Consider the following 14,201-nt stretch of genomic DNA (forward strand, 5'->3'; position numbering starts at 1 on the left):
AAGTTTATAATCCGGTATTGTTGACAATCAAGCGGTACAACGCTTCATTACTCTCCGCCTGCATAAGTTGCTCAACAATTTCATCATCACCGAGTGCGACTGACACACTGGCTAATACTTTAATATGCCCGATACCGCTGTCCGCGTTTCTGACGGCAAACAGAATGACCAGGCGGACGGCAACGTCATCTTCTGTTTCCCAATCTACAGGGTGCCGGAGCTGTGCCACCGCCATACGCGTTTCGCGCACGGCTGACGACTTACCGTGGGGGATGGCAACCTGATTATCAAAGCCGGTTGGGCCAAGTTCTTCACGTGCCAGGACATCGCGAATAAAGGCGGGTTTATCGTTAATAATATTCTCTTCAAATAACAATTGTGACAGATACTCGATCACCTCTACCTTATTGCCTGCTACTAAATCGGTAACAACGCAGGAGCGGCTAAGAATATCTGAGACTACCACTTTATCGAGCATCATCATTCTCCTTTATATTTTCTGCGGAAATTATCTTTTCAGAAACTCTTGCAATATCTTTTTTCGAAAACAGCGCTGAGACATAGGCAATCGGCAACTCAACGTCTTCTAATTTGATGGTTGATACAATGAGATCGCAGTTTTTTATGCCTAATGTGGCACTCAACTGGCTTCCAGGCACAATGTCGACGATTTCCCACTCAGGGAATGCACGATTAATACGGCTGGCCAATAGCTGAGATGTGCCGACGCCGCTGGAACAAACAATGATGATTTTCTTACAGGCACTGAATTTCTCTAACGCAGTCTGAATATAGAGCGTGAGGTAAGCGACTTCATCGTCAGAAGTGGTCGGATAGTCATACTTAACGCTTAGTTTTTCCGTGGCATATCTGACAGATTCAAACGCGCGGCCAAACTCAGATTTAATGTCCTCTAATAGAGGATTATGAATAGCGATGCCATACTCGAGACGGTTGAGCATCGGCTTAATATGCTGAGCCAAATCACGGCGTAGTTTTGTGTCCAGGCTAAGGTTGAGACCGAGTTCCTGCGAGCAGACGGCGATAAATCTGCAAGCGTATTCATCCGCTTCACCCTGTTGCGGTAAAGCACTTGCTGCATCAGCCCTCAATACATGATGGCCGGATGAAATAATATATTGATAGATATAACTGACTTCGATTTCTGGCAGGCGCAAATTGTACTCTTGTTCCAGCCATGCCACGGCTTTCTCTGCGATCATCCACTCTTTACAACTGTGTCGATGAAAGCTTGTGATCGTGGGTTGCTCCGCTAAACCAGAGACGCGCTGAATAGTGACCAACAGATGAGAGAATAAATTAGTGTAGTAAGGTTCACTGATGGCTATTGAGAGTTCACTTTCGATAAAGCCAATTAAAGAGGTACAATTTTCGACATTAATCTTCCCAAATTGATCCACTAATTTTCTGCGAGAAAAACGGTCAATCCGGCTATCTACCATTTGATAGTGGCTGAACACACTATTAGTAATAATCTCTTTTAACGCCATCCGTATATTCAGATCGTCACCGCAGAGATGCGTGCCGGAGTGGTCTTTCACCATCGTCAAAGCAAAACCAGCCACCCAAAGCTCTACTTTCTTCAGGTCTTCGACAATGGAAGAGCGACTCACATAATATTTTTCGGCCAACGCACTGATGGAAATCGGCTGAGGCGACTGCGTTAATAAATCGGTCGCAATGCCTACTAAACGCTTGGTGGAAAAAATCTCACCCTTTACTCCTGTAACACTGACTTGACCACGATTAAAAGGTGAACCGCCATCATAACGCAGCCCCAGGCCTGGCTTGCTTTTAATGTGGCTATTCTGATCACCAAGAGACGTATTGATCACATCAATATCACGGCGTAAAGTGCTCACCGAGATCGCAAATGATTCCGCAACACGATTAGCGGCTATCCAATCATTTTCAGCCACGAGATAATCGATAATTCCGCTTTGTCTCTTGTTCAGTGTTGTCATTATTGAAGACCCTGCGCTATTCCATAAATAGCGTTATAAAAGGTTTCAATCGCGGCTTAAATACTAAATGATGGGCAGATTGTGGACATATCATTGAACACTTAAATTTCTTTCCGTAGGTGCTCCCCTCAACAGAGAGATGTCGGCGAATTCAGGCTTTTCTGATGACGTGTTAATAATGACAGGGTTATCAATTTGAGAAAATTAGTGGCTTGAAAGCTTATCTAAGTTTTAAAAATGTGACCTTAAAACTAGCAATGCCTCGTTTAAGCGCTACACCTCACAACCCGCTGAACCAGGTGACATTAAAATCGTTAACGATACAGTTCAGAGGATTTTCGCAAATCTGACCGCCTTGTCGCGGTCAGATAGAGAAACTATAAGCTGGCTATGAACGCATTAATGCCCCGACCAGATCACCCGCAGGCATTTCACGCGCCAATGCTGCACCCTGCCCAGCCCACTGCGCGCCAAAGCCGTGGTGCTGTTTCGCTGCAGCGGCAGCAGCCAGCGCTTTGCCCAGCGAATAGGTCAACGGATAATCCGGCACGTCACTGGCGGCGAAGTCACGACTAAAATCGCAGAAATCATTACGTAAACAGCGCGCCTGACGGCCAGAGATCGCAGCGGTAAGTTCGGTGCCGGTTGCACTGGCCTGCTTCATTGCCTCGCGATAAGCCGCGTTTGCCGCCGATTCGGGGCATAACACAAAGGCAGTGCCCAACTGCACACCGGTTGCGCCCAATTGCAACATGGCTGCGATACCCGCGCCATCCATGATGCCACCCGCCGCAATCACCGGATGCGCAGTTTGCTGACGAATCGCCTGCACCAGCGTGAAGGTCGACATTTGATGGTCGAAACCCTGAGGATCAAAATGTCCTCGATGCCCGCCTGCTTCAATCCCCTGCGCCACGATGAAATCGATGCCGCTGCGCGCGATGGTCATCGCTTCTGCCACACTGGTCGCGGTGGCCAGCAACACGATCCCCCGCGCTTTGAGTCGTTGAATCGCTGCCGAGGAAGGGATACCAAAATGAAAGCTCACCGCTGCTGGCAACGCCTGCTCAATCACGTTGAGCATCGCATCGTTATTCAGGAAGGTTTGATAAATCTCGGTAAGTGCAGCAGGTAACTCGGCTTCATAACGGGCAAACAACGGCGCAAAGCGATTGATCCACGCCTGCTCGCGCTCAACGTGGCGTTCAGCCGGTGCATGGCAGAAGAGATTAACGTTGATGGGGCCACGTGTGAGTGCCTGAGTTTTCGTGATCATCACCGCTGCCTGTTCGGATGTGGATGCCCCCACACCGATTGAACCGAGCGCACCGGCATTGGTGACGGCGGCGGCCATTTCGGGGGTGGAGACGCCCGCCATCGGGGCCTGAATAAGCGGGTATTGCAGCTGAAGCGCCTGACACAAAGCGTTCGTCATGTTGCTATTCCTTTGATTTTGCAGTTCGGCGAACATAAAGTCCCCTTCTGCGGCACAGAAATCAACTCAAAGTTTGGACCAGGAATCTCAACAGCACAGCATGCAACGTGGAATGGGAAGCCGGACGAGAAAAAGAAGGGAAATTGCAGGAGGTAAAACAGAGAGGGCAAGTTGCGCCCTCTGAAGAGTTAGTAATTGAACTTACGCTTTTCTTCATCTTTTGCATTGGGCGCGGCAATTAAGTTCCACAGTGCTTTGCCGAGACGCAACAGAGTTTTACCCGGTTTGATGTAGGAATTCTCAATGATGCCATTACTCACCGCGCAGAATATCACATCAATTTTTTTCACACTTCCTCGCGCGCGATGCCTTCCATACGCTTTATGTGGGAGTGCCGTGCGTGCTATCAGATTACAGGTTGACCCTTTCATTTCAGCCTCACATTATATCCGTGAATTCGTAATGGAATAATTGCATCAGCACTCGATGTGGGTCAACCTGTCGCCAAAGTGGAAATAATATAAAAACTCACTTTAATATAATGTTTATCACGCCACCCTGACAAAAAACCAATTAAATCATAGCTATAAATTATTAACAATTCATTCATATCCTTTTCTTATTTTTGTGAAATGGGACAGAATTGATGCTTTTCCTTATATCCAACCCGGCGTTTTCTAATCAGTATTATCAGGTTGAGTCATGCAAATAATAAAGCCCACCACGCTTTATTAGCGAGTGGGCCTTACCTATAAACAGCGCGGTCGTCACTGTATTAATCGTTCTACATCACGCCGTCGTTTACGGTAATCGGCGGGCGTTTCACCATACTGTTTACGGAACCAGGAAATAAGATGGGAAGCATCAGAAAAACCGCATGATTTCGCGACACTATTAATACTCACATTACTGCTGGTCATTAATTTGCGCGCATGCTCCAGCCGCATTTTGCGCCAGTGTACGGCCGCGGTATCACCGGTGCTGTGTAAAAATGCCTGGTTCAGCTGACGAAGGTTGATCTGCATGGCATGCGTCAGGGTTTGCAACGGTTCAGGAGAGGACAGGTGCTGCTGCATATACGCAACGGTGCGCTTTACCAACTCGTCATCGTAGTTTTTCAACTCCCCGCCCATGCTGGAACGTGCTGTGGTGACTTGCCGCTTTTTACTCTCCTCCATCAGCAGGTACTTCTGCACTTTCTTCGCCCGCAACTCACCACAGTGCTGCAGGATGATATCCATTGCCAGGTCGCGAGCGGTACCGACCGGGCAGGATATTACCCCACCGTCACTCAGGTAGGTTTGATCGATCACCGGCGTCACCGAAGGGAAGCGTTGGCGAAATTCATCGCGCGTCGTGAAGTGAATCGCACACTTCTTACCTTCCAGCAAACCTGCCTGAGCGGCCATAAAAGTCGCGCTGCACAAGGTAATGATGGGAATACGTCGCGCCTGTAACGATCGCATCGCCTCCAGCAGCCACGCTGGCGAATCGCGCGTCTCATCAAGCAGGCCACCGGCAAACACCACGTAATCCCACTGATCGTGCAGGTTAAAAGACGCAGTCGGGGTAATCTGCAAGCCACAGCTGGATGTCACCGGCTGATTCTCGCAGCTCATCCACTCCCACTGACAGAAAATCTGGCGGCTGAGGAAAGACACATCCGCCGCAAAGCGGATGGGTTCGATCAGTTCAGACACACAGTGCAGCGTGAATTTGTTGATCAGCACAAAGCCGATGCGAATGTCAGGCCGCAGCGGCAATGCCTGTTCGTCAGTGGTCGGATTCGGATAATTGTCCATCTCCACCGCACCTTACCGTGAGAACACCACGGTGCGATTTTCATACAGGAACACTCTGCGCTCGGCATAACACGAGACCGCATGAGCCAGCGTTAAGCGCTCGATATCGCGCCCTTTGTCCACCAGATCGTCGGCGTAATCTGCATGACTGACGACCTCGACTTTTTGGCTGATGATCGGCCCTTCATCGAGATCTTCATTGATGAAGTGCGCAGTAGCCCCCACCAGCTTCACGCCCTTGTCATAGGCCTGATGATAAGGTTTGGCCCCTTTGAATCCGGGTAACAAGGAGTGATGGATATTGATTGCACGACCCGACAGCTTCTGACACATCTCCGCCGACATCACCTGCATGTAACGCGCCAGCACCACCAGTTCCGCTCCGGTGTCCTGCACCACCTGCCAGATTTGTTGCTCCTGTTCCGCACGATTCGCCGCCGAGACCGGGAAATAGTGGTAAGGCAAACCATGCCAGGCCACGATGGGCTCCAGCAACGGATGGTTGGAGATCACCGCTTTGATATCGATGGCCAGCTTACCGGCGCGATGGCGATATAACAGATCGTTGAGACAGTGATCGGTTTTCGACACCATAATCACCACCGGCACTTTATAGCCGGGTTCGGTGAGTTCGAACGACATGTCAAAGTCAGCCGCGCGCGTGCTGAATTCATCACGAAATGCCGCTGCATCAAAGCTTTCTGTCTGCGGTTCGAACACGGTACGAATGAAAAATCGCTGCGCACATTTGTCATCAAAACTGTGCTGCTCATTAATGTAACAACGCTGTTCTTTAAGAAAGCGCGTTACCACGTCCACGCTGCCCAGTTTACTCGGGCATTGCGCGGTCAAAATCCAGTTGGCATTGCTACGACTCATAAAAGACCCTCACATCATTGGCAACTGAGCCGAATGGCGGTGACCCTCAGGCCACCGCGTCAAATTGGCGACGATGTCCTATCAGGACAGCACGGTAATGCCATATTCCGCGCCGGCATCCAGCAGCCAGCGATAGCTGTAGTCCGCAAAACTGCGGCGCACCACCAGCTCCCAGCGATCTTCCGTTGGGCGACGCAGGATCACCGTAACAGTGGCAAAACAGGTCATCACACCTTTGCCTGCCGGGAAGTTTTGCGGGTGAACGTCATACACCACCGATTTTTTCAGCAGATTGATCGCCTGATCACCACGCAGCTCCAGCAAGGTTTGGCCGCCGCCAATGTTCACAATTGCGTAATGTGCATCGCCGAGCGCAGCACGTAACTGCTGCTCAATCGCATACTCTTCACCCTGCGGCACAATCAGCAGCCACTCATCCGGTGACATCCATTGAGCGCTATATTCTCCAGCTTGCGTCAGAGATAAGGGCTGAGCGGGCAAAGAGAGATGCAACACGGCGCGCAGCGCCTTATCCATCTCGATTGCCGATCCGCGCAGCGTCAGATGACCGAGGTCAGCACGCTCGCGCAGTGTGATATCAGAGGCGCCCGCTCCAGTAGGAACACCTGTTTTGATATAGCTCCACACCAGCGGAGATTCGCCCACCAGCGGCGTCGCGGGATGTGTATTAAAGAGGTTGGCAGTGAGGGTCTCAGACATTCTGGCGCTCTCCTTTGGGATCGATAAAGACGGAGCTAACAATTTTGGCTTCTGTGAATTGACCATCTGAACTGGCAAGCCAGACGGTTTCGCCCATGCGGTGATGTCCGCGTGTCACCACGGCCATGGCAAAGCCGCTGTCTAGCGTCGGACTGTAGTAACTGGAGGTGACGTGGCCATACATCGGCACGGGGATCGCGTGCTGCGGATCGAACACCACCTGCGCCCCCTCTTCCAGTACCACTTTGGGATCTTTCGGTAACAGCCCCACCAGCTGTTTACGATCCTCGCGCAGCACATCGGATCGCGTGTGCGATCGTTTGCCGATCCACGAGAACGGTTTGTCGTTGCCCACACACCACTCCATGCCGAGATCGTGCGGTGTCATCGAACCGTCGGTGTCCTGACCGCCAATGATGAACCCCTTCTCCGCACGCAACACGTGCATAGTTTCCGTCCCATAAGGGGTGAGGTTGTATTTCTTGCCATGCGCGAACAGTACCTGCCAGACATGCAATGCATAGTTGGCTTGCACGTTGATTTCATACGCCAGTTCGCCGGTGAACGAGATGCGGAACACGCGGGCCGGAACATCCGCTACCTTGCCTTCACGCCAGTCCATAAATTTAAAGCTGTCACGCGCCAAATCGATATCACTGAATTCCGCCAGCAGTTCGCGGGCTTTCGGTCCGGTAACAGTGATGGTGGCCCAGTGATCGGTGACCGAATTGAAGTAAACCTGCAGTTCCGGCCATTCGGTTTGATGCCAGAGTTCCAGCCACTCCAGTACGGTAGCGGCATTGCCGGTGCTGGTGGTCATCAGGAAGTGATTCTGGCCGAGGCAGCTGGTGGTACCGTCATCAAACACCATGCCATCATCGCGGCACATCAGGCCATAGCGCACACGGCCCACCGGCAGTTTGGCCCACTTGTTGGTGTAGACGCGTTCGAGGAATTCACGCGCATCCGGCCCCTGAATGTCGATTTTGCCGAGGGTTGAGGCATCGAGTACGCCGACGCTTTCTCGCACTGCGCGACATTCACGCACTACCGCCTGATGCATTGTTTCCAGTTGGCCATTGACGCGCTGCGGGAAGTACCATGGGCGCTTCCACTGCCCGACATCCTCGAACATCGCGCCATTTTCCACGTGCCATTGATGCAGCGCGGTATAGCGTTCCGGCTGGAACAGTTCGTTGCAGTGGCGTCCGGTTACCGCGCCAAAGGCTACAGGCGTGTAGTTAGGGCGGAACATGGTGGTGCCGACCTCAGGAATGCTGCGGTTCAATACGCGCGCCGCAATCGCCAGTCCATTGATATTGCCCAGTTTGCCCTGATCGGTGCCGAACCCCATGACAGTGTAACGTTTGATATGCTCAATCGATTCAAAGCCTTCACGTGTTGCCAGCTCAATGGAGGCGGCCGTTACGTCGTTCTGCAAATCGACAAATTGTTTCGGTGCACGCATGGTGGTTTTGAGGTGTGGCACCTGATACAGCGCCAGCGCCGGACCATCGCGACGCGCCCGTGTTTGCGGTAGCGCCATCGGCTGAGGTGTGCCTCCGGTCTCTTCAGCGGCACGTTTGCCCGCCTCGAAACCGCTGCTGAGCACGTCAGGCAAGCTATAGATGCCCTGCGCGCCTCCCACTACCATCATCCCTTTGACCTGCGGCGCCACAAAACCGAGAATATCGTCGCGCCACTGAGGACGCCCGCCGGTATGTGACGCAAGATGGATGACCGGACTGTAGCCGCCAGAGCTGGCGACGGTGTCGCACACTAGACGCGTGGCGCTACCGACCAACACAAAGCTTTCACTGTTGATGCGGGCGATATCGACACTGCGCACGCGCGTTGCGCCCTGCGCCTCAATCACCGCACTGCCGGTCATGATGGTGATACCTTTGAGGCGCGCCTGTTTGACTAACTCGCCGTCCGGACTCGGGCGCGCATCGGCAATTGCCACCACTTCACGCCCGCTCTCCAGCCAGTCCAGCGCGGCGCGGTAGCCGTCATCATTGCTGGTGGAGACCACCAGTTTGTTGCCCGGCACGACGCCGTAGCGATGGATATAAGTGGAAACCGCACCCGCCAGATAGTTACCGGGAATATCGTTGCCGCTGTACACCAATGGACGCTCATGCGCGCCGGTGGCCAGTACTACCCGTCCGGCACGCACCCGGTGCATACGTTGACGCGCCTGTTTGTGCCCCTTGATGACTGGCGCGGTGATCGACAAGTGATCGGTGCGACGCTCAAGTAGAGTGACAAAGTTATGGTCGTGATAGCCGTTGGCGGTGGTTTTTGCCAGCAGCTGCACATTGTCCAGCGCCTGCAAGGTTTGCAGGACATCGCGTGCCCACAGCGCAGCGCCTTTCTCATCAATGATTTCGCGGCTGTCGAGCAGGCTGCCGCCCATCTCTTCCTGCTCATCCACCAGAATCACGCGCACGCCACTGCGCCCTGCGGCCAGCGCCGCAGCGAGTCCGGCTGGGCCAGCGCCAATCACCAGCACATCGCAGTGCTGATTGAAGTGATCATAAATATCGGGATCGGCGACGGTTGGGCTACGACCCAGACCGGCACCTTTACGAATGTATTTTTCGTAGGTTTTCCACATTGATGCCGGCTGTTTGAAGGTTTTGTAGTAAAAACCTGGCGGCATAAAGCGCCCACCGATTTTACCTACCACGCCCATCAAATCGCGATCGACGTTGGGCCAGCCGTTGGTGCTGGCGGCTTCCAGACCCTGATAGAGTGCTTGCTGAGTGGCACGCACGTTGGGGATCTGTTCCTGCTCTGCGCCACCGAGCTGTACGACGGCGTTCGGCTCTTCCGCACCAGCCGCAACAATGCCGCGTGGTCGGGAGTATTTGAAGCTGCGATTGACCACATCAATGCCATTGGCAATCAGGGCTGATGCCAGGGTGTCCCCGACAAAACCTTCCAGCGTTTTACCATTGAAGGTGAAGTTGATTTTGCGGCTGCGATCGATACGACCGCCCTGTTTGAGGCGATTAACCTGGCTCATGATGCGCCTCCGGCCTGCACTTTCACATTCTCATTGGCCGCTTCTCGTGCTTCCTGGCGCACCGGTAAGGTCACCACGTCCGCCTGCACACTTTTGCCTGGCAGCTCACCAATTTTGTAGGTTTCCAGAATCTCGTAGGTCACCGTATTGCGCGTGATATTGAAGAATTTACGGCAGCCTACCGCGTGCACCCAGAGTTCGTGATGCACGCCGCGTGGATTATCACGGAAGAACAAATAATCGCCCCACTCTTCGTCACTGCAGGCTTCCGGATCTTTCGGGCGCGCCAGATGTGCCGGGCCTTTAGCATGAAACTCTTCTTCTTCGCGATGCTCCTGGCACCACGGACAATAAATATGAAACATGTTGTCTTTCTCCCGAACAATAATCAGTGCGCAACGGCCGCAGCGCCGTGCTCATCCACCAGAGCGCCGGTGTGGAAACGGTCAATAGAGAACGGCGCCGCCAGAGGATGCATCTCACGTTTAGCCAGACTGGCGGCAAACACGTGTGCCGATCCCGGTGTCGCTTTGAAGCCGCCGGTGCCCCAGCCGCAGTTGAAATAGAGGCCGTTCACCTTGGTTTTCGAGATGATCGGGCTGGCATCTGGCGTGGTATCCACAATGCCGCCCCACTGGCGGTTCATGCGTACGCGCGAGAAGGCCGGGAACATCTCAACAATTGCCTGCAGGGTGTGTTCGATAATCGGATAGCTGCCGCGCTGGCCGTAACCGGTGTAACCATCAATGCCCGCACCAATCACCAGATCGCCTTTGTCGGACTGGCTGATGTAGCCGTGTACGTGGTTCGACATCACAACTGTATTCACCACCGGCTTGAGTGGCTCGGAGACCAGCGCCTGCAAAGGATGTGACTCCAGCGGCAGTTTGATACCGGCCATATTAGCCAGCACGCCCGAGTTACCCGCCACCACGCAGCCCACAGTCTTCGCTTCGATATCACCGCGATTGGTGTGCACGCCGTAAATCTGGCCATCGCGGATCATCAGGCCGGTCACTTCTGTTTGTTGCAGGATATCCACACCATGCGCGTCTGCGCCGCGAGCAAAGCCCCACGCTACCGCATCATGGCGCGCCACACCGCCGCGCGGTTGCCATGAAGCGCCCATGATTGGGAAACGTGCGCGGGCAGAGCAATCCAGCAGCGGTTCAAGATCCAACACGCCGCGTGCATCCAGCACTTCTCCGTCAATGCCATTCAGGCGGTTGGCGTTGACGCGGCGCTGGATATCACGCATGTCCTGCAGGGTGTGCCCGAGGTTCAGTACGCCACGCTGCGAAAACATCACGTTGTAGTTCAGCTCCTGCGTCAGCCCTTCCCACAGTTTCACCGAGTGTTCGAACAGTGCGGCGGCTTCATCCCACAGATAATTTGAGCGCACGATGGTGGTATTACGCGCGGTGTTACCGCCGCCCAGCCAGCCTTTTTCGATCACAGCGACGTTACGGATACCAAACTCTTTTGCCAGGTAATAAGCCGTACCCAGGCCATGTCCACCCCCGCCGATGATGATGACGTCGTAGGACTTCTTCGGCGTGGGATTGCGCCACATGCGCTGCCAGTTTTCGTGATAACTCAGTCCGTGGCTAATCAGCCCGAAACCAGAAAAACGTTGCATACTCGTCTCCTAAAACTCCCGGCCTGAGCCGGGAAAAATGGTCAGGCAATGGCTTTTTTGGCGATAGCCTGTGGTGAATGCTCGCCATACACCGGATGTCTGGCACACAGCTCTGAAACGTTGAAACGCACCCAGGCTTCGATGTTGTCGCTGTTCTGTTTCAGCGCCAGCACATCGAGGATGTCGCAAATCCAGCCCGCCAGGGTTTCGCACTCTTTCTCGCCAAAGCCTCGCGTGGTCACCGCAGGCGTGCCGATGCGTAAACCGGAGGTGACAAACGGGCTTTGCGGATCGTTAGGCACAGAGTTTTTATTTACGGTGATATGCGCGCGACCCAGTGCGGCATCGGCTTCTTTACCCGTAATTTCCTGACCGATCAGCGAGACCAGGAACAGATGGTTATCGGTGCCGCCAGACACCACGTCGTAACCGCGTTTGATGAACACTTTCGCCATGGTTTTGGCGTTATCGATAACCTTGGCCTGGTAGTGAATGAAGTCCTGCTCCATCGCCTCACGGAAGGCCATCGCTTTGGCGGCAATCACGTGCATCAATGGGCCGCCCTGCTGGCCGGGGAACACCGCAGAGTTGAGTTTTTTGTACAGTGCTTCATCACCGTTCGCCGAAAGAATCAGGCCACCGCGCGGGCCGCGCAGGGTTTTGTGGGTGGTAGTGGTTACCACATGTGCATGCGGTAACGGATTGGGATAACAGCGCGCGGCCACCAGACCCGCCACATGCGCCATATCCACCATCAGCCAGGCACCGACGCTATCGGCGATTTCGCGGAAGCGTTTCCAGTCAACAATGCGTGAATAAGCAGAGAAACCGGCCACAATCAGTTTCGGCTGGTGCTCCTTTGCCAGGCGTTCAACTTCCTGATAATCAATCTCACCGGTTTCGGCATTCAAACCGTATTGCACGGCGTTGTAGTGCTTACCCGAGACATTCGGCGCGGCGCCATGGGTTAAGTGACCGCCGTGCGCCAGGCTCATGCCCAGAATGGTGTCACCGGGTTTGATCAACGCCATAAACACGGCGGCGTTCGCCTGAGCACCTGAATGAGGCTGCACGTTGGCGTAATCTGCACCAAACAGCAGGCAGGCACGCTCAATGGCTAAACGTTCGATGGTGTCGACATGTTCGCAGCCACCGTAATAGCGTTTTCCCGGATAGCCTTCAGCATATTTGTTTGTCAGCTGGCTGCCCTGCAGGGACATCACCTGGGAGCTGGCATAATTTTCTGAGGCGATTAATTCGATATGTGTTTCCTGTCGGACCAGCTCACCCACTACGGCGGCAAACAGCTGTGGATCGGCACTGTTCAAATCGTTTGCATTCATTGCTACACCCTCATCATCAGGATTGGTGGCCAAATTCAGTACGTTTTCACACTACTGAATATCGCTGGGTGCAAGCTTGAACGTTTGCGACATTTAATATGACAAAATCGCGACAACCTTTATTTATCAATGAGTTAATTTTTGAAGGTGATTTGTATTGTTTGAGGTACATCACGATTAAATAAGAAAATGTGATGTCTGAGTAGGGATGATTGAGCAGTGCGGGATGAAATATTTATTAAAATCAATGGGTAATCATTAGATGTTTACAGGAGGACAAAGCGAGGGCGTTAAAATCAACGCCCTTCAATCGCGCTATCAATATGAATAAAGAATGGATCGACATGCTGCTGATCGCGCAATGCCGCCTGCTTGCGTGCCAGGCTGGGAGGATAACCAAAAGCATCGCGGAAATGACGGGAAAAATGCGCGGTATCGGAGAAACCACAGCGCTCGCCAATTTCTGTCACTGTCTTCGCGCTGTACAGCAGCAGCCATAAACCGTAACGCAATCGTAAATCACGTGCGAAGCGTTGCGGACTGACACCCAGCTCATCTTTGAATTTACGCTCAATATTCCGGCGTGAGGTATTGAGGCGCTGAGCGAGTTGCTCAACCGAAATCACCTCGCCCATATGTTGGGAGATCACATCAACGGCACTGCGCACCATGCGATCTTTTATTTTTTCGAAGATCACCGGCTGCGGCTGCGGATGATGCGTGGTGCGCGCTTCATCAATCAGCATGATATGCAGACTTTTTATCGCCCATGCGCGGCCCAGATGGCGTTCAATCAGGTGCGCGGCAACATCTGCCGCCGCCACCCCACCCGCACAGGTGATCAGTTTGCCTTCATCGACAAAGATGCGATCCGCCACCGGCGTGATATCGGGAAAACGCCGCTGTAAATCACCATGGTGATACCAGCTCACGCAACACTGTTTTCCCTTCATGACGCCAGCCTGAATCAATGCAAAGACGCCGGTGCATAAGCCGACCAATGGCGTGCCAAACTGCGCGGCAAGGCGAATATAATCCAGCGCGCGATGGTCGGTTTTGTCCTTCTCATCCTGCACCCCGCCAATCACCACGATGTAGTCAAAATGTTCCGGATTCTTCAGGGCTTCACAGGGTGAAATCACTGCACCACAGCTTGAGGTGGCTTCGCTGCCTGAGCTGGACATAAACGTCCAGCTACAGCGCAACTGACGGCTACGATCGCCTTCGTCGGCGGCGAGGCGCAGGCAGTCAACAAATGCGGCGAACGGCAGCAGCGTAAAGCGGTTCAGCAGGACGAAACCGACCGACAACGGCGTCGCCTGTTCATTGGGTTTGTTACGGGAATTCATGGCAAGATCCTCTTTCCA

The 14,201-nt window shown here is 53.3% G+C and carries 12 protein-coding genes; all 12 read right to left on the reverse strand.

The window, feature by feature from the left end; translation table 11 throughout:
* Nucleotides 1-4 precede the first annotated feature (4 nt).
* The 12 genes from LBW88_RS15735 to LBW88_RS15790 all read right to left on the reverse strand — a co-directional run bounded on the left by LBW88_RS15735 (nt 5) and on the right by LBW88_RS15790 (nt 14,183).
* Nucleotides 5-481 (reverse strand): PTS sugar transporter subunit IIA, encoded by a 477-nt coding sequence (locus LBW88_RS15735; protein WP_224933160.1) that lies wholly within the window; start codon nt 479-481, stop codon nt 5-7.
* Nucleotides 468-1,985, reverse strand: a complete 1,518-nt coding sequence (locus LBW88_RS15740; RefSeq protein ID WP_224933159.1) for a BglG family transcription antiterminator — start codon at nt 1,983-1,985, stop codon at nt 468-470. The genes LBW88_RS15735 and LBW88_RS15740 overlap by 14 nt, the downstream gene beginning before the upstream one ends.
* Nucleotides 1,986-2,373: 388 nt before the next feature.
* Nucleotides 2,374-3,420 (reverse strand): NAD(P)H-dependent flavin oxidoreductase, encoded by a 1,047-nt coding sequence (locus LBW88_RS15745; RefSeq protein ID WP_224933158.1) that lies wholly within the window; start codon nt 3,418-3,420, stop codon nt 2,374-2,376.
* 188 nt (nt 3,421-3,608) lie between these two features.
* Complete coding sequence (locus tag LBW88_RS15750; RefSeq protein ID WP_224933157.1) at nt 3,609-3,770, reverse strand: hypothetical protein; 162 nt, start codon at nt 3,768-3,770, stop codon at nt 3,609-3,611.
* 417 nt (nt 3,771-4,187) lie between these two features.
* The gene (locus LBW88_RS15755) at nt 4,188-5,222 is read right to left on the reverse strand and encodes a GlxA family transcriptional regulator (protein ID WP_224933156.1); all 1,035 of its coding nucleotides are present in this window, start codon (nt 5,220-5,222) and stop codon (nt 4,188-4,190) included.
* 12 nt (nt 5,223-5,234) lie between these two features.
* Nucleotides 5,235-6,101 (reverse strand): formyltetrahydrofolate deformylase, encoded by an 867-nt coding sequence (gene purU / locus LBW88_RS15760; protein ID WP_224933155.1) that lies wholly within the window; start codon nt 6,099-6,101, stop codon nt 5,235-5,237.
* Nucleotides 6,102-6,182: 81 nt separating this feature from the next.
* On the reverse strand, nt 6,183-6,821 hold the full coding sequence (locus LBW88_RS15765; protein WP_224933154.1) for a sarcosine oxidase subunit gamma: 639 nt from the start codon (nt 6,819-6,821) through the stop codon (nt 6,183-6,185).
* The gene (locus tag LBW88_RS15770) at nt 6,814-9,852 is read right to left on the reverse strand and encodes a sarcosine oxidase subunit alpha family protein (protein ID WP_224933153.1); all 3,039 of its coding nucleotides are present in this window, start codon (nt 9,850-9,852) and stop codon (nt 6,814-6,816) included. The genes LBW88_RS15765 and LBW88_RS15770 overlap by 8 nt, the downstream gene beginning before the upstream one ends.
* Nucleotides 9,849-10,217, reverse strand: coding sequence for a sarcosine oxidase subunit delta (locus tag LBW88_RS15775; RefSeq protein ID WP_224933152.1), 369 nt, complete (start codon nt 10,215-10,217; stop codon nt 9,849-9,851). Before LBW88_RS15775 ends, LBW88_RS15770 begins: the two co-directional genes overlap by 4 nt.
* A 23-nt stretch (nt 10,218-10,240) precedes the next feature.
* On the reverse strand, nt 10,241-11,491 hold the full coding sequence (locus LBW88_RS15780) for a sarcosine oxidase subunit beta family protein (RefSeq protein ID WP_224933151.1): 1,251 nt from the start codon (nt 11,489-11,491) through the stop codon (nt 10,241-10,243).
* 41 nt (nt 11,492-11,532) lie between these two features.
* Entirely contained in the window at nt 11,533-12,834 is a 1,302-nt protein-coding gene (gene glyA / locus LBW88_RS15785) for a serine hydroxymethyltransferase (RefSeq protein ID WP_160867564.1), read from the reverse strand.
* 296 nt (nt 12,835-13,130) lie between these two features.
* Nucleotides 13,131-14,183, reverse strand: a complete 1,053-nt coding sequence (locus tag LBW88_RS15790) for a GlxA family transcriptional regulator (protein WP_224933150.1) — start codon at nt 14,181-14,183, stop codon at nt 13,131-13,133.
* Nucleotides 14,184-14,201: the final 18 nt, after the last annotated feature.

The organism is Pantoea sp. alder81 (genome assembly GCF_020179835.1).
In the GTDB taxonomy this organism is placed as follows: Bacteria; Pseudomonadota; Gammaproteobacteria; order Enterobacterales; family Enterobacteriaceae; genus Pantoea.